The sequence below is a fragment of the Streptomyces albospinus genome, assembly GCF_014648695.1.
Classification (GTDB): Bacteria; Actinomycetota; Actinomycetes; order Streptomycetales; family Streptomycetaceae; genus Streptomyces; species Streptomyces albospinus.
Genome location: NZ_BMRP01000033.1, coordinates 30,765 through 50,203, shown reverse-complemented (window position 1 = coordinate 50,203; position 19,439 = coordinate 30,765). Strand labels below are relative to the sequence as shown.

Genomic DNA, 19,439 nt, shown 5'->3' with positions numbered 1-19,439 from the left:
TGTTGACCCCTCTGCCTAGGATTGGCCCTATGTCTTACTTGATCACGGGCGGTGCCGGCTACATCGGCTCCCATGTCGTACGGGCCCTGCGGCAGGCCGGCGAGACGGTCGTCGTCCTCGACGACCTGACGACGGGCGTGCGCGCCCGGGTCCCCGAGGACGTCCCCCTGGTCGTCGGCTCGACGCTGGACCGCGCGCTGCTCGACGCCACCATCGCCGAGCACGGCATCACCGATGTCGTCCACCTGGCCGCCAAGAAGCAGGTCGGCGAATCCGTCGACCTGCCGCTCCACTACTACCGGGAGAACGTCCACGGTCTCCAGACGCTGCTGGAGGCCATGGCCGCCGGCGGTGTGGGCCGGTTCGTGTTCTCCTCCTCCGCCGCGGTCTACGGCATGCCCGACGTGGACCTGGTGACGGAGGAGACCCCGTGCGTGCCGATCAACCCGTACGGCGAGACCAAGCTCGTCGGCGAGTGGATGGCTCGCGCCGCGGGCCGGGCGCACGGCATCAGCACCGCCTGCCTGCGCTACTTCAACGTCGCCGGCGCGGCCACCCCCGAGCTGGCCGACACCGGGGTCTTCAACATCGTCCCGATGGTCTTCGAGAAGCTCACCGAGGGCGCCGCCCCGCGGATCTTCGGTGACGACTACGACACCCCCGACGGCACCTGCATCCGCGACTACATCCACGTCGCGGACCTCGCCGACGCCCATGTCGCCGCCGCCCGCAAGCTCGCCGAGCCCGGCCCGGTCCGCGATCTGACCCTCAACATCGGCCGCGGCGAAGGCGTGTCGGTCCGCGAGATGGTCGCGCTGATCGCCGAGATCACCGGCTACGAGGGCGTCACCCCTGAGGTCACCCCGCGCCGCCCCGGCGACCCGGCCCGCGTGGTCGCCGCCGCCGACCGCATCGCGGACGAACTGGGCTGGAAGGCCCATTACGACGTCCGCGACATGATCACCTCGGCGTGGGCGGGCTGGCAGCACCACCACCCGGAGGCCCGGCAGGGCTGACGGCAGCACCGAGAGCAGCGTTCCGGCCCCGTCCGCCGGCCACTCCCCGTGAGGGCCGGCGGACGGGGCCGTTCCGCAGGCGGCCCCGCGCCGACCCGCTCAACTCACCGTCAGCGCCGAGCCGTTGTGGACCGTGACGCGTACGGGGCCGGCGCCGGGATCCGGGGCGTAGCGCGGATAGGCGCCCCCGCTCACCTGCATCCGCACCCGGTGCCCGGCGGCGAAGCGGTGCGCGGTGGAGCCCATCGGCACCGTGATCTCCACGGGCTCCCGCCCCGCCTCCGCCGCCTCCCCCACGTCTCGCAGCCGCACCAGCCCGTCGCACACGTTGACCGACCGGCCCTGCGCGTCCACGTCGCACAGCCGCGCGAAGACATCGGCGGGTCCGCCGCCCTCGACGGTGAGCCGCAGCCGCGCCGCGACGGGGCCGAGGACGTCCACGGGCCCGGTCAGCGGCTCGCCGGTGAACGTCAGCACGTCCTCCCGGGCCTCCAGCGCGCGGTTGTCGCGGGGCCCGGCGCCCCGGGAGACCAGCGGCCCGCCGAGCGACGGGGGCGGCGCGGCCGGGTCGTACCGGAAGGACGCCGGCGGCACGGAGCCCGCCGGGGCCTGCCGCACGAGCCGCCCGCCCGGGGCCGGGAACCAGGAGTTCACCCGGTCCGGGGCCGGCGGCCAGTCCGCAAGGTCCCGCCATGCCTCCCGCTCGCCGCCGACGTGCACCCGTACGCGGGTGGGGCGCAGCCCGGACCGGTCCCCGCACAGGTGCGCCCGCAGCCAGCCGAGGCTCTCGGCGAACACCTCGGGCCAGCCCTGCTGCAACGCCGAGTGGTGCGTCCAGGGGCCGGCGAGCAGCGCGGTGTCGCACCCGGCCCGCCGCAGCCGCCCGAACTGCGCCAGGGCCTGCCCGGCCAGCACGTCGTGCCACCCGGTGATCAGGGCGGTGGGCACGGTCAGCCGCTCCGCCACCGCCGCCATGGACGCCCCGCGCCAGTACGGGTCGTCGGCGTCCGGATGCGCCGACACCTCGGCCAGCCACGGCACTTCACCCATCAGACCCGCCACGGACGAGGCGTCCGCCCCGCGCAGCCCGCGCCCCAGCCGCAGCGCCGCGCGCAGGAAGGGCACCGTCCCGCGGTGCTGGTAGGTCATACCGATGCCGGTGACGAGGGCGTTCTCCAGGTGGAAGGCCCCGCCCCCGTGGAAGTACGCGGCCGGGTCGTGGAGCCCGACCTGGACCACCATCGCCCGCAGTTCCGGGGGCGGTTCGGCGGCCAGCGCCCACTGCGTGTACCCCAGGTAGCTCGGCCCGATCGTGCCCAGCACACCGGTGAACCACGGCTGCTCCCGCAGCCACGCCACCGCCGCCCGGCCGTCCGCGGCCTCGTTGCGCCACAGATGGAACGCGCCGCCCGATCCCCCGGTCCCGCGGCAGCTCTGCACCACCACATGGAACCCCTGCTCGGCGAAGAGGATCCCGTAGAGCGGCGACCACGGCAGCCCCCGCCCGTACGGGGAGCGCACCAGCAGCGTGGGGAACTCGCCCTGCGCGCACGGGAAGTAATGGTCCGTCAGCAGCGGGCTGCCGTCGGCGGCCGGCGCCACCAGCCCCCGCTCGCACCCCACCGTGTACCGCCCGGCGGGCACCTTCCGCCATGCCGCCCGCATCCACCGCGACGCCCGCGGCGGCCTCCCGCCCCCCACCCGACCGTTCATCGCCGTCCCCCTCCACCGGAGCCATTCTCGTACTACGTACGAGAATAACCGATGCGCGAAGGGCTGCTTGGATGGGACGGATCGGATGGGACGGACGGCTCACGAGCCGGACCGACGAGAGAGGAACACCGAGCCCGTGCCCGCACCCCGCGGCGACCGGCCGCAGGCCGCGCCCGTCGACCCCGAGCAGCTCTGGCCGGCGGCCGACCGGCCCCGGCGCGGGCGCCGCCCCGCCTTCAGCCGCGAGGCGATCACCGCGGCGGCCGTCGCACTCGCCGACGCCGAGGGACTCGACGCGGTCACCATGCGGCGCGTCGCCGCGCAGGTCGGCGCCGGCGTGATGTCGCTCTACAGCTACGCGCCCGACAAGGAGACGCTGCTGGAGCTGATGGTCGACCACGTCTCCGCCGAACTCCCCTTGACGGACCCGCTCACCGGCGACTGGCGCACCGACCTCAAGCACCTCGCCCGGCTCCAGCGCGCCCACATGCACCGGCACCCGTGGCTACCGGCCGCCCTGAGCGCCCGCCGGACGCTCGGCCCGCACACCCTGGCCTTCCTGGAGCGCGCCCTGGCCGCCCTCCGCCCCACCGGGCTGGACGGCGCCGCCAAGCTGGAGGTCTTCAGCCTGCTCACCGGCTTCGTCGCCTCGTACGTCGGCCACGAACTCACCCGGTCCGCCGACCGCTCCCCCGACCGCGCCGCCGCCGAGGCCCGCTACCTCGCCGCCGTCGCCGCCGACGGCCACCACCCGGAACTCGCCGCCGCCCTCGCCGCCCCGGGCCGCCCACCGACGCCGGAGACGGCCTTCGCCCGCTTCCTGGACCGGCTGGTGGACGGGCTGGACACGGAACCCGGGGCGGGCGGGAGCGAGGTTCTCAGCCCGCCGTGACCTGCCGCCAGGGGCGGACGAAGTCGTGCAGGGCCCGCCGCGCGACCGGGGCGATCACCGGCGTGCCGGCCGGGGTCCCGGCGGGGTGGAGCAGATGGTCGAGTCCGGGCAGGACCCGCAGTCCGGGACCCGTAGTGCGGGCGGCGGCCAGGGCCGCCAGCAGAGCCGGCGTGGTGCGGCACGGCACGTTGGTGTCGGCCGTGCCGCAGGTGACGAGCGTACGCGTGCCGTGCGCGACGCCCCGGGCGACGGACGGCGGGTGGACGGCGTCGTCACTGCGGACGAAGTCCGCGTTGACCGGGCCGAACATGCCGTTGAGGAGGGCGGACAGGGACGGCAGCAGCCCCGAGGTGTCCACCGGGCGCCCGGCACGGAAGTCCGCGATGGCGCGGGCCACGCCCTTCTTGTTCAACTGCGCCTGCCGCACCGTGAGTTGCCCGGCCGCGACCGCCCGGTCCAGGCCGGCCGCCAGCTGGTCGTCGAGCATGTCCAGCAGCCGCAGGTCCTGCGGGGCGATCAGCGCGAGCCCGGCGGGCTTCGCCTGCACGGCGCGGTCGACGAGCAGGGCCTGAAGGCCGCCCTCGCTGTGCCCGACCACGAGCAGCGCGTGCGGGTCGGCTTCCGGCCGGGCACGCAGGGCGTTGTACGCGGCCACGGCCTGGCGGGTGTAGGCGGCCATGTCGGGCGCACTGTGCCGCCCGCCCAGCCCCGTACGCCCGGTGCCGTACTTGTCGAACCGCAGGCTCATCACGCCGTCCTCGCCGAGGACACCCGCCATCAGGGCCAGGGTGTGCGGGGTGAAGCCGCCCGGCTCGTCGCCGTTGCGGTCGGTCGGGCCGCTGCCGGGGATCAGCAGCGCCGCGGCCAGCCTGCGGCCCGCGTGGTGGGCGGGTATGTGCACCGTGCCGTAGGCGGTGGTGCCGTCCGCGGTGAAGCGGACCTCACGGTCCACGGCCGGGACGAGGTCGGCTCGGGGAGCCGCGGACGCCGTGTCCGCGGCGGCACCCAGCACCGGCCCGGCAGTGGCGACGGCGACCGCCGCCATGAGCACGGCGAGCATCCTGCCGCGCCGGCGGTTGTGTAAACGCATGGGACCTCCCTGTCGGTTGAGGCGATGAGAAACGAGAAGTGAAGCGAACGATGAAGTGAACAGCGGGGGGGGCGGAGGGGACGGTGGCACGCCGGTCGCGGGCTCGCCGAACACCGCGGCACCCGCCCGGCCGGACTCCGCCCCCGCAGAACAGCGCAGGACCGGCCACGGCCAACTCCCCTCCCCCGTCACCTTGTTATAGCTTTTATAGAACAAAGCGCGTTGCCGTGGCGCGGGAAAGGCGTCAAGAACGCGACAAGGGTGCAGCCCACTCCGGGCGCTGCGCCGCGCGTCGGCTCAACGCCCGGAGTGGGCCGAGGGATCGAACGCACTCAGGCGCACCCATGAACCGGGAAACATCCCCGACACCGCGCGCCGTGTCACGCGTCGAAGTCGTACTCCAGGATGTAGGAGGCGGCATCGAGCGTCATTTCGTTGACCTCGACGGGGCGGCTCTCGTTGGCGAAGGCCGTCCGGCAGACGAGGATCACCGGTGTGCCCGCGGAGATGCTCAACCGCGCCGCCTCGTCCTTCGTGGGCATGCGTGAGCGGATTTCCTCGCGGAAGTGCACCGGCTTGCAGCCGAGTTCGGCAAGGCGGGCGTAGGTACCGCCCGGCCCCGTGTCCTCCCGGGTGAGGGCGGAGCCCGCGACCAGAGACGTGGCGAGACAGCTCGTCGCGAGCAGAACGGGCTTGCCGTCCCACACGAATCGCCGGCGCCGCACACATACGGTGTCCCCGTCAACCAGGTCCAGAACCCGCCCGATCCGCTCCGGTGCCTCTTCTTGCGACACCGTCACCTGGTCCACCACCAGAGTGCGGTCCTCGGCGTCGGCAGACCAGATCGACCGGCCGACTCCCCACCGCTCCTGGGACAACCGCTGGATGCCCCGGCGCCTCAGCGGGCGGAATGCCCGGACGAACACTCCAGCGCCCTTGCGCGACTCGGCCACTCCTTCGTTCCGGAGGACTCCCAATGCCTGGCGGGCCCCGGCCCGCGCCTTGGTCCGCGCGGCGTTGGCGGCCTGGGGCCTACGCAGCGTCGAGGACAGCGGCGTTCTGATCGTCACGGAACTCGTCGCCAATGCCGCCCGGCACACCAGCACTCGTGCCGTGCGCGTGACCATCACGCGACCGGCCGAGACATCCGTCCGCATCGCAGTCGCCGACAAATCCCAGCGCGCCCCCGAATTCGCGGTGGCGGGTGACAGCGGCGAGACCGGGCGCGGCCTGGCAGTCATCGACGCCCTGTCGTGTCGATGGGGCACCGACCGGCTCCCTTGGGGAAAACGCGTCCGGGCCGAGCTGGCGTATGCAGCCAACTCTTGATCACCGAGGACTCACCGCTCGTTCGCCCTTATGTTGCTGCGGCGCCGGGCGGAACCGGCAATCGACGCCAACTCGCAGTCGAACTCGTAGCGTTGGGCGCCGGATGTCCGCACGCCCGCGTGAGTGCGACCGTCCCGGCCGTCACCCCCACCGCCATCGCTTCGCCGGCACCGTGAGGCGCAGTGGGCCGGTGCCGTCCGGGGAGCGGACCGGGAGTTCGCGGCGGAGGGAGCCGGCGGTGAGGCGGAGGGCGACGCGCCAGGTGCCGGGCGGGCCGCCGCGGAGGACGGAGTGGGCGCGGTAGCGGTCGCCGGCGGCGCGTTCGACGGTGGTGCGCAGGGCGACGGTGCGGGTGGCGTCGCGGAGGACCAGCTGGAGGTCGGCGTCGGCGGGGCAGCCGGGAAGGGTGAGGTCCGCGTCGAGCGTGGTGCGGCCGGAGCGGGTGCGGGTGGCCCGGCCGTGCAGGTCCGCGCCGAGCGGGCGGCGGGCGCCGTCGTGGTCCAGGTCGAGGTGGAGGTGGCCGTGCGGCGTGGAGAGGAAGAGGGCGGCGACGGTGGGGCCTTCGGGGCCGTGGCTGATGATGTGCGGCGCGAGGTCGGTGCCCTCCTCCCCTGCCTCGGGGCAGAGCCAGGCTTCCCGCCGTACACCGGAGGCCTCGGGACGCGCCCCGGGTCTCTCGCCGGGGGCCCCGGGTCTCTCGTCGGACGTTGCGGGCCGCGGGCCCGCCGGGGTGGCGGGCTGTGCGTCGTGGTCCAGGGCGGTGACCGCGACCTTCAGTCCCCAGATGCCGTCGGCCAGTGGTTCGCCGAGTGCCGCGGTCGCCGGGTCGAGGGCGGCGTGCCAGTGGCCGTCGGCGTGGTCGGCGCGGACGGTGAGCTGGGCACCGCTGCGGCGGAGGAGGACGTCGACGGTGTCGGCGCCGAGGGCGGGGAGGGTGGCGGTGCCGTGGAGGTGGAGGACGCCGCCGACCCAGGCGACGCCGGTCAGGCGCTGCTGTATGCCGATGCGGTCGGTGAGGTCGTAGAGGGCGTCCGGTATGGAGTGGCCGGGGTCGCGGAAGTAGGGGTAGGGGGCGTAGGCGCGGCCGTCGGTGATGCGGGGCGGGCCGGGTTCGGCGCCGGTGCCGGTGTCGGCGCCGATGATCGCGGCGAGTTCGGTGTCGAGGCCGGCGCGCAGGCAGTGGGCGCGCAGCCGGAGCCGGGGCGGGAGGGCGGCGAGGACGCCGTCGGTGAGGTAGCGCTCCACGAGGGGGCGGGCGGCGTCGGCCATGGCGCGCCGGCCGGCCTCGTCGCGGGCGAGGTAGGCCGCCGCGAACGGCATGAGTATCTCGCCGTGGAAGTGCCGGACCATGAGCTTGTCGCGGTCCGGGCCGGGCGGGACCTCGGCGGCGAGGTCTTCGAGGACGGTGCCGATGTAGCCGAGGTATTCGGGCCAGTCGAGGTCCTGGCGGGAGGCGTTGCTGTCGTCCTCGCGGCCGTACAGGTAGTAGCAGTCGTAGTCGGCGTGGACCGAGACGGTGCCGGCGCGGAGCAGGGCGGTGATGCCGAAGGGCAGGTCCTCGCCGAGCAGCCGGCCCTCGACGAAGCGCAGGTGGTGTTCCTCGATGAAGGAGCGGCGGAAGAGCTTGTAGGCGGCCAGGGTCCAGTAGACGGGTGAGTCGAAGACCGAGACGCGGGCGGAGGAGGTGCGCAGGTCGACGGGGGCGCCGCGGCCCCCCGCACCGACGATGCGGCCGTAGACGATGTCGGAGCCGTGCTCCTCGGCCGTCCGGATGAGGCGGTCCAGCGCCTCGGCGCCGAGGTGGTCGTCGGAGTCGAGGAAGAAGACGTAGTCGCCGGTGGCGCGGTCCAGGCCGGCGTTGCGGGGCCGTCCGGCGCCGCCGGAGGCCGGCTGGTGGACGACGGTGAGGTTGGGGTGGGTGCGGGCGGCCTCGTCGAGCCAGGCGGCGCTGTCGTCGGTGGAGCCGTCGTCGACCGCGATGATCTCGATGCGGCGCTGGTCGAGCGTCTGGGTGAAGACCGAGCCGAGGCTGCGGTCGAGGTAGCGGTGGGTGTTGTGGACCGGCACGATCACAGTGACGGCCGGCGCCTCGGGGGCCGGGCCGGTACGGGCCTCGGTGGCGGGGTGGTCGGAGTTGTCGGACACGGGAACCGTGGCCTCCGTTCGTTTCCTGCAGGTCCTCGCCCTACCCCGCCCCCACCGGAGTAAAACGGACTAATGAGACATCAAGCTATATAACGGTGGTGGACTGTCCGCCGACTTGGAGGAGTGCCGGTGAACCCGACGCCTTCCGCACCCCAAGAGGGGGTCCGGGCCCGGAAGGTTGCCCGGGTGCTGCCCATCGGGGGGAGCGCCACACCGGCGGGCGGGGCGCTGCGACGAGCGGCGTCACCGGGGCTCGCGGCGCTGCTGTCCATGGGGGCGTACTGCCTGGCACTGGCGGCCGACGGCAGCTATCCGCTCGGCGCGCGCTCCCGTGCCGTCAACGATCTGGGCAACCAGTTCGTGCCGTTCCATGCCCGGCTGTGGGACCTGATGCACGGGACCGCGCACGGCGACCTGTTCTTCAATTGGGGCAGCGGGTACGGCGTCCCGTTCCTGGCGGATTTCTTCACGTATCTCATGAATCCGTTCTCCTGGCTCGTGGGGCTGTTCCCGCGGGCGCTGGTGGACCTTCCGGTGTTCCTGGTGACGCTGCTGAGCATCGGGCTGGGCGCCGCGCTGATGACCGTCCTCCTGGGGCGGCTGCATCCGGGGTCCGGCGTGCTGCGGGCGCTGCTGGCGGTCGGGTACGGGCTGTGCGCCTGGGTGCTGAACGACGGGTACGCCGATCCGATGTGGATGTGGGGGCTGGTCTCGCTGCCGCTGACCGGCATCGCGGCGGACTGGTGCCTGCGGCGGGTGCGGTGGGTGGCGGGCACGCTGCTGGTCGCCGCCGCCTGGGCGGGGAACTTCTACACGGCGGCGATGGCCACCCTGGCGACCGGGCTCGTGCTGGCGCTCCGGCTGGCGACGGCCCGCGGTCTGCCGCCGGGCGGCCGGCTGCGGGTGCTGGGGCGGGCCGCCTCCATGACGGGCGTCGGCGTGCTGCTCGCGGCGCCGGTGCTGACCGTCACGCTCAAGGCGAGCCGGGCCGCCCAGCCGCCGCCCGAGGCGGTCTACCGGGGCCGGCCGCCGCTGGCGGACCAGCTGGCGCAGCTGCTGCCCGGCGGGCACGGCGGGGAGCCGGCGCCCAACATCTTCATCGGGGTGCTGGGGCTGCTGCTGGTGGCGGCGTTCCCGTTCGTGCGGGCGGTGCCGGTGCGGACGCGGATCGGGTGGACGGTGCTGGCGGCGGCGATCGGCGCCTCGTTCGTCTGGAAGCCGACGATCCTGCTGTGGCACGGCTTCGCGCTGCCCAACGGGAGCGCGTACCGCGCCGCTTTCGTCCTCAGCGGGGTGCTGGTGATGATCGCCTGGCTGGCGCTGGCGCATCGGCCGCGGGTCCGGGAGCTGGCGGCCGGGGCGGCGCTGGTGGCGGTGCTGGCGTGGTGGTGCCGCGGCCAGGGGGCGGTGGGTCCGTCGACCTGGATCGTGGTGGCGGGCGGCGCCGCGGTGACGCTGGGGCTGCTGACGGGGCTGGCGCGGGGCGAGCGGGGTGAGCGGGGCGAGCCCCGCGGCCGGACCGCCCTCACCGCCGCGCTGGCCGGCACCGTTCTGCTCGGATCGGCGTACACCGCGTTCTCCGTGACGGCCGTCCGGGACAAGATCCCGTTCTTCCGGCCGAAGCTGACGCTGACCGCGGGGGCGCTGGCCACCCGGCGGGGGCTGGCCGCCCGGGACGACTGGCCGCGCTCCCGTACGGATCCGGGGCCGCACGAGTTCGCCAACAACGATCCGCTGCTGATCGGCGGCGAGGGCGGCGCGTACTACAGCAGCTATGTGCCCGCGGCCACCGCCCGCGCGCTGCACGGCCTGGGCGCCGGCTGGTACATCCGCGGGCGGCACGCGCTGAGCTTCGAGGACCCGGTGGGGCAGGTGCTGATGGGGATCAGCAGCCACCTCGCGGAGCCGCCGGGGGGCGGGCCGCGCGGCCGGTACACGGTGCGGCGCGGGCGGCCGGCGCCGCTGCTGACCGTCCGGCGGGGCCCGCTGCCGGGGTCGGGCAGCGGCCCGGACACCGTCTTCGCCCGCCAGGAGCGGGCGCTGGGCGCCGCCGTCTACGAGGTGCCGCGGCTGACGCCCGCCGGGGGCCCGGCCCCGCAGCGGGCCCCCGGCGGCTGGACGCTGCCGCCGGTGCCGCGGCCCGCGGCGCGCGGCGGGAAGGCGGGCCCGGAGGACGCGGGGACCGTCTTCACCGCGCGGTGCGCCCCGGGCGGCACCGCCGTCTGGTACGCGCCGTGGTTCACCGGTGAGGTCAGCGGGCTGGGCGTGACCACCAGGGGCGACGGGCGGTGGGACGTGACGGCGAACCCGGTGCGGCAGCTGGGCACGGTGCCGGCCGACGGCACGCTGTCCGTACGGTTCACCGGGCACGGCCGGCAGTACGTCCCGGAGCATGCGCTCGGCTGCGTAGCGCCGGACCGGCTGGCCGCGGCGGTGCGGGCCGCGCGGGGACCCGTCGCGCTCACCGCAGGCGGGCACACGCTGGCCGCCGTGCTACCCCGGGGCAGCGGCGGTACCGCCGTTCTCGCAGTGCCCGCCGTTGCCGGATGGGGCTGTTCGGTGGACGGCGGGCCGGTCCGCGCGCCCCGGTCCTTCGGCGGGCTGATGGCCGTCCCGCTGGGCCGGGAGGCGGCCCGGCTGTCGTGCTCGTACGTCCCGCCGGGCCTGAAACAGGGGCTGGCGGCGAGCGGAGCGGGGGTGCTGGTGCTCATCGCGGTGGCCGCCGGGGCCGCCCGCCGGACGCGTCGGCGCCCCTATACCACTGATTCGCCTGAATCATGACATTTCGCCTGATTCGTAGAATTGACTCCCAGGGGATGGCCCTCGACCGTCCCCTGGTCCCCGGCGAAAAGGCCCGCCCATGAAGCTCTCGATCGTCGTCCCCTGCTACAACGAAGAAGCCGTCATAGGCCGTTTCGACGAACAGCTCCGCACGGTCCTCGGCGACCTCGCGGTGGACTACGAGCTGTGCTACGTGGACGACGGCAGCTTCGACGGGACCCTCCCCCGGCTGCGCGCCCTGGCCCACCAGCACCGCGCCACCACCCGCTACCTCTCCTTCAGCCGCAACTTCGGCAAGGAGCCGGCGATGCTGGCCGGCCTCAAGGCGGCCACCGGCGACGCGGTGATCATCATGGACGCCGACCTCCAGCATCCGCCCGAACTCATCGAGAGGATGCTCGACCTCTACCAGCTCGGCCACGACCAGGTGATCGCCAAGCGCAGCCGGGACGGCGACCGGCGGCTGCGCACCGCCCTGAGCCGCCTGTACTACCGCGCCGTCAACACCTGGGTGGATGTCGAACTCGTCGACGGCGCGGGCGACTTCCGGCTGCTGTCGCGCAAGGCGGTGGACGCGCTGATCTCGCTGCCCGAGTACAACCGCTTCTCCAAGGGGCTGTTCTCGTGGATCGGCTTCGAGACCGTCACCTTCGACTACCGCAACGCCGCCCGGAAGGCCGGCGAGACGAAGTGGCGGTTCGGCTCGCTGATCAACTACGGCATCGACGGGATGATCTCGTTCAACTGCCGCCCGCTGCGCGCCGCCATCTACACCGGGCTCAGCCTGGCGTCGCTCGCCACCCTCTACACCTTCTGGGTCATCGGCTCGGCCGTCGCCGGCGGGGTCACCGCGCCCGGCTATGTGACGCTGGTGGCCATCATCGTGGGCCTGGGCGGGCTCCAGATGGTGATGCTCGGGCTGATCGGCGAGTACATCGGGCGGATCTACTACGAGACCAAGCGGCGCCCGCACTTCCTGGTCAAGGAGAGCGACGGCGCGCTGCCCACCGCCGCCCCGGCGCATGCGCCCACGCCGTCCGGCAACGCCGCCGTCGGCTCGCGGACCGGCTGATGCGCGGTCTGCCCGCGACGGTCCCGTGGGGCCAGGTGCTGCGGTTCACCGCGGTCGGCGGTGTCAACACCGCGACGTTCTACGCCTGTTACCTGCCGCTGCACCGGCTGCTGCCGTACTTCGCGGCGTACACGGCGGCCTTCGTCCTGAGCCTGGTCTGCTCGTTCCTCCTCCACACCTACTTCACCTACCGCACCCGCCCCACCTGGAAGAAGTTCCTGCTCTTCCCGCTGACCCAGGTCACCAACTACGCGGTGCAGAGCGCGGGCCTGGTGGCGCTGGTGAGCTGGCTGGGGATGGACAGCACGGTGGCGCCGCTGGTGGCGGCGCTGCTGGCCATCCCCGCCACCTTCGTCGTCTCCCGGCGGATCCTGCGGCCCCCGGCCCGCACGGCCGGCGCGGACGCGCGGCCGGATCAGGCGGATCAGCCGGACCAGGCTGACCAGGTGAAGCAGGCGGATCACGGGGAATCACCGCCGCCGGTCCGCTCCAGCGAACCGGCCTGAGCCCGCCAGCCCTGGAACGGCGCGGTCTGCCCCCTCGTCTTCTGCCGGGCCGCGTACAGCCGGCCGTCGTTGCCCAGCGCGACCAGGACGGCCCGCCCGCCCGCGTCCGGGGCGACGCCGGCCGCCGCCGAGTGCGCCAGCCTGCAGCGCTGCCAGGGCTTCGGGGCGGCCTGCGCCAGCGCCACCCGTACGTCGCCGGCGTCGTCCCGGGCCGCCAGCACCATCCGGTCGTCGGGCCCGACCGGCGCCAGCGCCACCCGCCCGTAGCCGCCGACCCGCTCGCACTGCGCGGACACCCGCCAGCCGCCGGGCGCCCGCTGCCGCTCGGCGATCAGCACCTGCGCCGTCTCCGACTGCCGGTAGGCGATCCGGACCACACCGTCGTCCAGGGGGGTGATGCTGACCGGACCGCCGGGCTCCGGCAGCCCGGTGGCGGCGCCCGCCCGCGGCATCTGCCCGGCCTCCTTGGACACCCAGTGCTGCACGGTCCGGACGCTGGGCGCGACCAGGTGCACCAGCCCGTCGGAGTCCACGCAGGCATCGATCCCGTCGACGATCTGCGGCGACCCGTTGAGGGTGCCGACCGGCCCCTCCAGCCGGTCCCACGGCGACCACTGCCCGCCGTGCGGCCCGCTGCGGTAGCCGATGCCGCCGTCCCAGGTCCGGACGAAGAGGTGCACCGTGCCGTCCGGGGTGGCCACCGCCGCCGGGAAGCCGATCTCCAGCGAGCGGACCGGGTCCCGGTCCGGGGAGCCCAGCGACGCCCAGCCGCCGAACGCGGGCACCCCGTCCGGCCCGGTGCCGCGCTGCACCGCGGTGACCACCTCGCGGCGGTGATCGGTGCCGGGCCCCGGCAGAACCGTGCGGGAGCCGAACAGCTGGAGGGTGCCGTCCGGGTGGCGCGCCACATGGATCTGCCCCTCCAGCATGTCCCCGCCGACCCGCACCGGGCCGCCGAACCGCCCGCTGCCCCGCCGACTCTCCGTCCAGCAGTACGCCGCCCCGCCCAGCACCGCGAACGCCGCCAGCCGGCCGTCGTGGGTGGGCCGCACCCAGGCGTTGGAGCCGGGTGCGCGCAGCCGGGTGCTGCGGGTCCAGCTGCGCGGGCTGCCGTTGAGGGCCGTGCCGCCCACCTTGCGGTCGCCGCAGCCGGCCGGGTCGGCGCAGGGCCGGTGGTCGGCCCAGCCGTAGACGTCCAGGAGTGCGGCCTTGCGGCGGGCGGTGGCCCGGTCGAGGTCCTGGGGCAGCACGCCGAGCTCGTAGCCGAGGTAGCTCTCCACGATGGTCGCGCGGGGGTGGCCGCGCCCCCAGTAGCGGGCCAGCGCGGCCTGGGTGAAGTGGGCGGAGGCGGTGTGGTCCTGGTGGTCGTGGTAGCGCAGCCCGGCCAGCCGCGGGTCGGGGGCGGGCAGCGGGGGCTTGGAAGAGTGCACCGCGTCGGGGTCCAGGGTGCGCACGACGGTGGGCCGGTACCGGTCGAGCACCGCGGCCAGGGTGTCGATGACCTGGGCGCGGGTGTAGCGGAACTGGCGCTGCACGGGGCTGCCCTCCGGGCGCAGCGTGGGGAGCGAGCCGACCACCCCGAGCCAGAGGCCGCGCAGGCTGATGGCGCGCGGCTGGTACACCGCGCGGGCCTCGACCAGCTCCAGGAAGATCAGCTGGTGCTGCGGGGCGGCGCGCAGCGTCTGGAGCTCCACCTGGAAACCGGGCAGCAGGGTGTGCGCCTCCGCGTCCCACAGGCCCTCCCGGTCGCCGACGGCCATCTGGGCGTGCGCGGCCAGCAGCCCGTTGACCCGGGCGCGGGCGAAGGCGGCCCGGTCGGCGGGCACCCGGTCGTGCAGGCTGCTGCCGCGGGCGGCGTTGCGGCCGTCGGACTCGCCGCCGGTGAGGCAGACCGTGACGGTGCGCGCCCCGCTGCGGATGGCCTGCTCCAGGTTGGGGTTCATGAAGAACAGCCCGTCGTCGGGGTGCGCGATGACGTGCACGAACACCTGGTCGTCCGGCTCCTCGGTGGACTCCTGGTCACCGGCCGACTCGGCCGGGCGGGGCGGCGCGTCGGGCGAGAGCCAGGCCCAGACGCCGGCGCCCGCGGTGGCCGCGAGAACGGAACCGCCGGTGGCCTGAAGCATCCGGCGGCGGGAAACCAGTGGTCCTGACGGTCCTGACGGGGGCACACGCTCAGTATTTGCGGGGACCGGCGATCCCGCTCGTCCGACAGGTCATCAGTTGCGCGTCGCCGTGCGGAACACCGCGCGGCGCGCCCGTACGGCGCAACGCCCCGTCACCCCGCCGAGGACCCGGCGCCCCGGACGGCGGCCCGCCGCCGCGGCCCCGCCGCCCCTGCCCGGACTCCGGCCGTCCGGCGCCGAGTTGGCGGGGCCGGCCGCTGTGCCGTACGGCGCGGGCGGTTACGATCCCCCGGTCAGTTCTCGACCGGGGGGGTCCGCATCAGCACGCACGACAGCGCATCCGGAGCGTTCGGGCCGCTGCGCGCCGAGGATCCGCGGGAGGTGGCCGGCTACCGGCTGCTGGCGCGGCTCGGCGAGGGCGGCATGGGCTCGGTCTACCTGACCCGGACCCGGGGGAACCAGCCGGCCGCCCTGAAGGTCATCCGCCGGGAGTTCGGCCAGGACGCGGACTTCCGCAGCCGGTTCGAGCAGGAGGTACGGGCCGCCCGGCGGGTGCAGGGCTACCACATCGTGCCGGTGCTCGACCACGACACCAGCGGCGAACTCCCCTGGCTGGCCACGGCGTTCATCCCCGGCCTGCCGCTCGACGAGGCGCTGAGCGGCTTCGGCACCCTGCCGCTGCCGGCCGTCTTCCAGCTCGTCGGCGCGGCGGCCGGCGCACTGACCGCCGTCCACGCCGCCGGTGTCGTCCACCGCGACCTCAAGCCCAGCAACATCCTGCTCGGCCCGCAGGGCCCGTACGTCATCGACTTCGGGATCGCCCGCGCCGCCGACGCCACCCAGCTCACGCGCAGCGGCGGCTTCATCGGCACCCCGCAGTACATGTCCCCCGAGCACGCCGGCGGCGAGCAGGTCACGCCCGCCGCCGACGTCTTCTCGCTGGGCCTGATCGCGGCCGTCGCGGCGACCGGCCGGCATCCCTACGGGGACGGCGCGCCCATCACCGTGGCCGCCCGGATCGCCAACACCGCGCAGCAGCCGCCGGACCTCGGCGGCTACCCGGACGCGCTGCGCCCGCTGCTCACCCGCTGCCTGGCCGCCGATCCCGGGCAGCGGCCCGCACCGGCCGAGCTGGCGGAGCTGTGCGAGCGGGCGTCGGGGCGTGGTCCGCGCGACGTCGACGGCTGGCTCCCGGACGCCCTGGCCGCCGAGATCGCACGGCGGGAGCGCGCCGCCCAGGAGATACCGGAGCCGGCGGCGGGCCAGGTACCGCCGCCGCCCGGCCATCCCCCGACGCAGGGCGCGCCCGGCTACACCCCCACCCAGGGCCCGGCGGGCGGTGCCGACCGCGCCACCGCGCAGACCGCGTCCGCGCCGGCGCCCCCGCCGCCGTCCGGCGGGGTGCACTCCCTGCCGACGGTCGGCGCAGGCGCCCCCGCGCCGGGCACGCGCCGCAGCCGTGCGCTGCCGGCGGCCGTCGCGGTGGTGGCGCTGATCGCCGTGGTCGCCGTCACCTGGTCGCTGGCCCGCGGCGGCGGTTCCGACAGCCGGGCCGACACCCGGCACGTCCCCAGCGCGCCCCCGCACCGGCAGGACGGCAGGTCAGGCCCGCCGGACGCGGCGCCCGACCAGAACGCCGGCTACCGGGTCGTCTTCAAGGACCGCCCGTTCGCGCTGCGCGCCCCCTCCCAGGCGGGCTTCAACAACATCGACCTGGACGTCCCGAAGGCGGTCCCCGGCGCCCAGATCGACGAGTCGCCGTACGAGATCACCTACAACGGGGTGTCCGGTATCGGCCTGGAGTTCCACACCCCCATGGGCCGGGCGGCCGGCCGTACGGCACAGGCGTGCCTGGACGGCTCGCGCTCGGACGTGCTGCCGGACAAGGTGCGCCGTGAGGAGCTCGACAAGGGGCAGACGATCCATGTCGGCACGCTGCTGTGTACCACGACCACGGACGGCAACCTCGCCATGCTGGAGATCACCGGAATGAGCCCCAACCACGAGAGCGAGATGCCCGACTACGCGACCAGGCTGACGCTCTGGAAGAAGGACTAGCCACAGCCGGCACCTCGGCCACGAGGGGCGGCCCGGATTCCTCCGGGCCGCCCCTCGCCGTATCTCCGCCGCTCCGCGCGCGTCCTACTCCGCGCCGAGCGCCACCGCCACCGAACCGGACAGCGCGTCGAGATACCCCCCGGGGACCTCGTCGCGGACCACCAGCAGCCGCCAGTACAGCGGCCCGGTCATCAGATCGAGCGCGAGCCGGGCGTCCACGCCCTCGGTCAGCTCACCGCGCTCCACCGCCCGCGCCACCACGGCCGCGGCGACGCCCTCCTGGCTGTCGTGCAGCGCCGTCTTCAGGGCGGTGGCCATCTCCGGGCTGCGCGCCGCCTCGGCCAGCAGATCGGGGATGATCTGCGAGGCCATCGGGTGCCGCAGCGCACGGGCCGCGACCTCCAGCAGCATCCGCACATCGCCGCGCAGCGACCCGGTGTCGGGGGCCGGCAGCCCGGCCGCGGCGACCGCCGAGACCACGTCCAGGACCAGGTGCAGCTTGGAGCGCCAGCGCCGGTAGACGGCGGTCTTGCCGACGCCGGCCCGCCGGGCGATGCCCTCGATGGACATCCGGGCGAAGCCGACCGCGGCCAGTTCCTCGAAGACCGCGGCGCGGATCGCGGCGGTCTTGTCCTCCCGCAGCACGGCGGCGCCCGCCGGGGCCCGGCGCTGCGCCGCGGTCGCTCTCTCGCTGTCGGTGCCGTCTTTTGCCATGGCTTGATCCTAGCGGTACGACGCTACGGTTGCGTTTCGACGTGGGATCCCTTTAGTCTCGGCGTCGCGACGATACGGACCCGTTCCGTCGTTGCACCGGACTCTGACGTCGCCGTACGAAAGCGAAAGCGGCCCCTCATGCCCCAGACCCTCGCTCCCCCGGCCCCGGCGCCCGCCCGGCCGTCCGGCTCCGGCACCGCGCCCGATCCGGAGCTGCGCGCCCTGGCCGAACGCCATGGCCTCACGGTGAGCGGCGCCCGCCCCTCGCTGTCCGAGTACACCCGCCAGCTGTGGCACCGGCGGCACTTCATCACCTCGTTCGCCACCGCCAAGCTCACCGCGATGTACACCACCGCGAAGCTCGGCCAGCTGTGGCAGGTGATCACCCCGCTGCTCAACGCCGGCGTCTACTACTTGATCTTCGGCGTGCTGATCGGCACCCGGAAGGGCGTCCCGGACTACATCCCGTACCTGGTCACCGGCGTCTTCGTCTTCACCTTCCTCCAGAACTCGGTGATGACCGGAACCCGCGCGATCTCCGGCAACCTCGGCCTGGTGCGCGCGCTGCACTTCCCGCGCGCCTGCCTGCCGATCTCGTCCTGCCTGGCGCAGCTCCAGCAACTGCTGTACTCCATGGCCGTGCTGATGGTCATCCTGCTGTGCTTCGGGCAGGTGCCGACCTGGTCGTGGCTGCTGGTCATCCCGGCACTGACGCTCCAGTTCGTCTTCAACACCGGCCTCGCGATGGTCATGGCGCGGCTCGGCTCGCGGACCCCGGACCTGGCGCAGCTGATGCCCTTCATCATGCGGACCTGGATGTACGCCTCCGGCGTGATGTTCAGCATCAGCCTCATCGTCAAGGGCAAGCACCTCCCGCAGATCGTGGTGGTGCTGCTGAACGGCAACCCCGCCGCGGTCTACATCGACCTGATGCGCTTCGCGCTGATCGACAGCTTCACCCACAAGCAACTGCCGCCGCACGTGTGGGCGTTCGCGGCCGGCTGGGCGCTGCTGGCGGGCGTGGCGGGCTATGTGTACTTCTGGAAGGCCGAGGAGCGGTACGGACGTGGCTGAGTTCATGACGGAGAACCGGAACGGCATCGGCCCGGCGGCGGACGAGGCCCGCGTCCCGACCGTGATCGCGGACGATCTGCACATCGTCTACCGCGTCTACGGCACCGGCGCCGGCAAGGGCAGCGCCACCGCGGCGCTCAACCGCATCGTCCGCCGCAGGCCCTCCACCGGCGTGCGCGAGGTGCACGCCGTCAAGGGCGTCTCCTTCACCGCCCACCGCGGCGAGTCGATCGGCCTGATCGGCTCCAACGGCTCCGGCAAGTCGACCCTGCTCCAGGCGGTCGCCGGGCTGCTGCCCGCCGAGAGCGGCAAGGTCTACACCCACGGCCAGCCCTCGCTGCTCGGCGTCAACGCGGCCCTGATGAACGACCTGACCGGCGAGAAGAACGTCATCCTCGGCGGCCTGGCGATGGGCATGAGCCGCGAGGAGGTCCGCGAGCGCTACGACGGCATCGTCGACTTCTCCGGCATCAACGAGAAGGGCGACTTCATCTCGCTGCCGATGCGCACCTACTCGTCCGGTATGGCGGCCCGGCTGCGGTTCTCCATCGCGGCGGCCAAGGACCACGACGTGCTGCTGATCGACGAGGCACTGGCCACCGGCGACCGCAGCTTCCAGAAGCGCTCCGAGGCCCGTATCCGCGAGCTGCGCAAGGAAGCCGGCACGGTCTTCCTGGTCAGCCACAACAACAACTCCATCCGCGACACCTGCGACCGGGTCCTGTGGCTGGAGAAGGGCGTCCTGCGGATGGACGGCCCCACCGAAGAAGTCCTGGCGGCGTACGAGGACTTCACGGGGGCGTAGGGAGCCGGATTTCCCGCCCGTCCGCACGCATCCAGCCCGTCCGGCGTTTGAGGACGAGCGAAGCGATACCCCGGCCCGCACGGGCCCACTCCCCCACACCCCGACACACAAGCGCCGG

General features: G+C 74.2%; 15 protein-coding genes. 9 read left to right on the top strand and 6 right to left on the bottom strand.

Translation table 11 applies throughout. The annotated features are described in order from the left end of the window. Window positions 1-29 precede the first annotated feature (29 nt). Window positions 30-1,016: a UDP-glucose 4-epimerase GalE gene (galE, locus tag IEZ17_RS31180; protein WP_189306029.1), complete on the top strand. Its 987-nt coding sequence runs from the start codon at window positions 30-32 to the stop codon at window positions 1,014-1,016. Window positions 1,017-1,115: 99 nt separating this feature from the next. Here the strand turns inward: galE and IEZ17_RS31175 are convergent, their stop codons facing one another. Next, on the bottom strand, window positions 1,116-2,729 hold the full coding sequence (locus IEZ17_RS31175) for a CocE/NonD family hydrolase (protein WP_229852831.1): 1,614 nt from the start codon (window positions 2,727-2,729) through the stop codon (window positions 1,116-1,118). Between the two features lie 85 nt (window positions 2,730-2,814). Here IEZ17_RS31175 and IEZ17_RS31170 point away from each other — a divergent pair, with 85 nt between their 5' ends. Then, on the top strand, window positions 2,815-3,621 hold the full coding sequence (locus IEZ17_RS31170) for a TetR/AcrR family transcriptional regulator (protein WP_189306027.1): 807 nt from the start codon (window positions 2,815-2,817) through the stop codon (window positions 3,619-3,621). On the opposite strand, the gene IEZ17_RS31165 is transcribed toward IEZ17_RS31170, so the two are convergent. Both IEZ17_RS31165 and IEZ17_RS31160 read right to left on the bottom strand, forming a co-directional pair. Beyond that, window positions 3,608-4,711, bottom strand: coding sequence for an alpha/beta hydrolase family protein (locus tag IEZ17_RS31165; RefSeq protein WP_229852829.1), 1,104 nt, complete (start codon window positions 4,709-4,711; stop codon window positions 3,608-3,610). The genes IEZ17_RS31170 and IEZ17_RS31165 overlap by 14 nt on opposite strands. 380 nt (window positions 4,712-5,091) lie before the next feature. Beyond that, window positions 5,092-5,763 carry a GntR family transcriptional regulator gene (locus IEZ17_RS31160; protein WP_373300008.1) on the bottom strand — a complete coding sequence of 224 codons (672 nt, stop codon included), beginning with the start codon at window positions 5,761-5,763 and terminating at the stop codon, window positions 5,092-5,094. On the opposite strand from IEZ17_RS31160, the gene IEZ17_RS44655 reads away from it, so the two are divergent. Next, window positions 5,648-6,040, top strand: coding sequence for an ATP-binding protein (locus IEZ17_RS44655; protein WP_373300007.1), 393 nt, complete (start codon window positions 5,648-5,650; stop codon window positions 6,038-6,040). The two genes, IEZ17_RS31160 and IEZ17_RS44655, sit on opposite strands and share 116 nt — an antisense overlap. A gap of 141 nt (window positions 6,041-6,181) precedes the next feature. Here the strand turns inward: IEZ17_RS44655 and IEZ17_RS31150 are convergent, their stop codons facing one another. After that, on the bottom strand, window positions 6,182-8,185 hold the full coding sequence (locus IEZ17_RS31150; RefSeq protein WP_189306022.1) for a glycosyltransferase family 2 protein: 2,004 nt from the start codon (window positions 8,183-8,185) through the stop codon (window positions 6,182-6,184). A 129-nt stretch (window positions 8,186-8,314) separates the two neighbouring features. Here IEZ17_RS31150 and IEZ17_RS31145 point away from each other — a divergent pair, with 129 nt between their 5' ends. The 3 genes from IEZ17_RS31145 to IEZ17_RS31135 all read left to right on the top strand — a co-directional run bounded on the left by IEZ17_RS31145 (window position 8,315) and on the right by IEZ17_RS31135 (window position 12,544). Next, entirely contained in the window at window positions 8,315-10,966 is a 2,652-nt protein-coding gene (locus IEZ17_RS31145; RefSeq protein ID WP_189306020.1) for a YfhO family protein, read from the top strand. 79 nt (window positions 10,967-11,045) lie between these two features. Further along, window positions 11,046-12,038: a glycosyltransferase family 2 protein gene (locus tag IEZ17_RS31140; RefSeq protein WP_189306017.1), complete on the top strand. Its 993-nt coding sequence runs from the start codon at window positions 11,046-11,048 to the stop codon at window positions 12,036-12,038. Beyond that, a complete protein-coding gene (locus IEZ17_RS31135) occupies window positions 12,038-12,544 on the top strand; it encodes a GtrA family protein (RefSeq protein ID WP_189306015.1) in 507 nt (168 codons plus the stop codon). The genes IEZ17_RS31140 and IEZ17_RS31135 overlap by 1 nt, the downstream gene beginning before the upstream one ends. Here IEZ17_RS31135 and IEZ17_RS31130 read toward each other — a convergent pair. Next, window positions 12,499-14,670, bottom strand: a complete 2,172-nt coding sequence (locus tag IEZ17_RS31130; protein WP_189306013.1) for a PIG-L family deacetylase — start codon at window positions 14,668-14,670, stop codon at window positions 12,499-12,501. The two genes, IEZ17_RS31135 and IEZ17_RS31130, sit on opposite strands and share 46 nt — an antisense overlap. Before the next feature lie 381 nt (window positions 14,671-15,051). Here IEZ17_RS31130 and IEZ17_RS31125 point away from each other — a divergent pair, with 381 nt between their 5' ends. Further along, entirely contained in the window at window positions 15,052-16,728 is a 1,677-nt protein-coding gene (locus IEZ17_RS31125) for a serine/threonine-protein kinase (RefSeq protein ID WP_229852828.1), read from the top strand. An 84-nt stretch (window positions 16,729-16,812) separates the two neighbouring features. On the opposite strand, the gene IEZ17_RS31120 is transcribed toward IEZ17_RS31125, so the two are convergent. Beyond that, window positions 16,813-17,442 carry a TetR/AcrR family transcriptional regulator gene (locus IEZ17_RS31120; protein WP_189306011.1) on the bottom strand — a complete coding sequence of 210 codons (630 nt, stop codon included), beginning with the start codon at window positions 17,440-17,442 and terminating at the stop codon, window positions 16,813-16,815. Between the two features lie 138 nt (window positions 17,443-17,580). Between IEZ17_RS31120 and IEZ17_RS31115 the strand changes: the two genes are divergently transcribed. Both IEZ17_RS31115 and IEZ17_RS31110 read left to right on the top strand, forming a co-directional pair. After that, the gene (locus tag IEZ17_RS31115) at window positions 17,581-18,516 is read left to right on the top strand and encodes an ABC transporter permease (protein WP_189306009.1); all 936 of its coding nucleotides are present in this window, start codon (window positions 17,581-17,583) and stop codon (window positions 18,514-18,516) included. A 4-nt stretch (window positions 18,517-18,520) separates the two neighbouring features. Then, window positions 18,521-19,321 (top strand): ABC transporter ATP-binding protein, encoded by an 801-nt coding sequence (locus IEZ17_RS31110; RefSeq protein WP_189306063.1) that lies wholly within the window; start codon window positions 18,521-18,523, stop codon window positions 19,319-19,321. Window positions 19,322-19,439 lie beyond the last annotated feature (118 nt).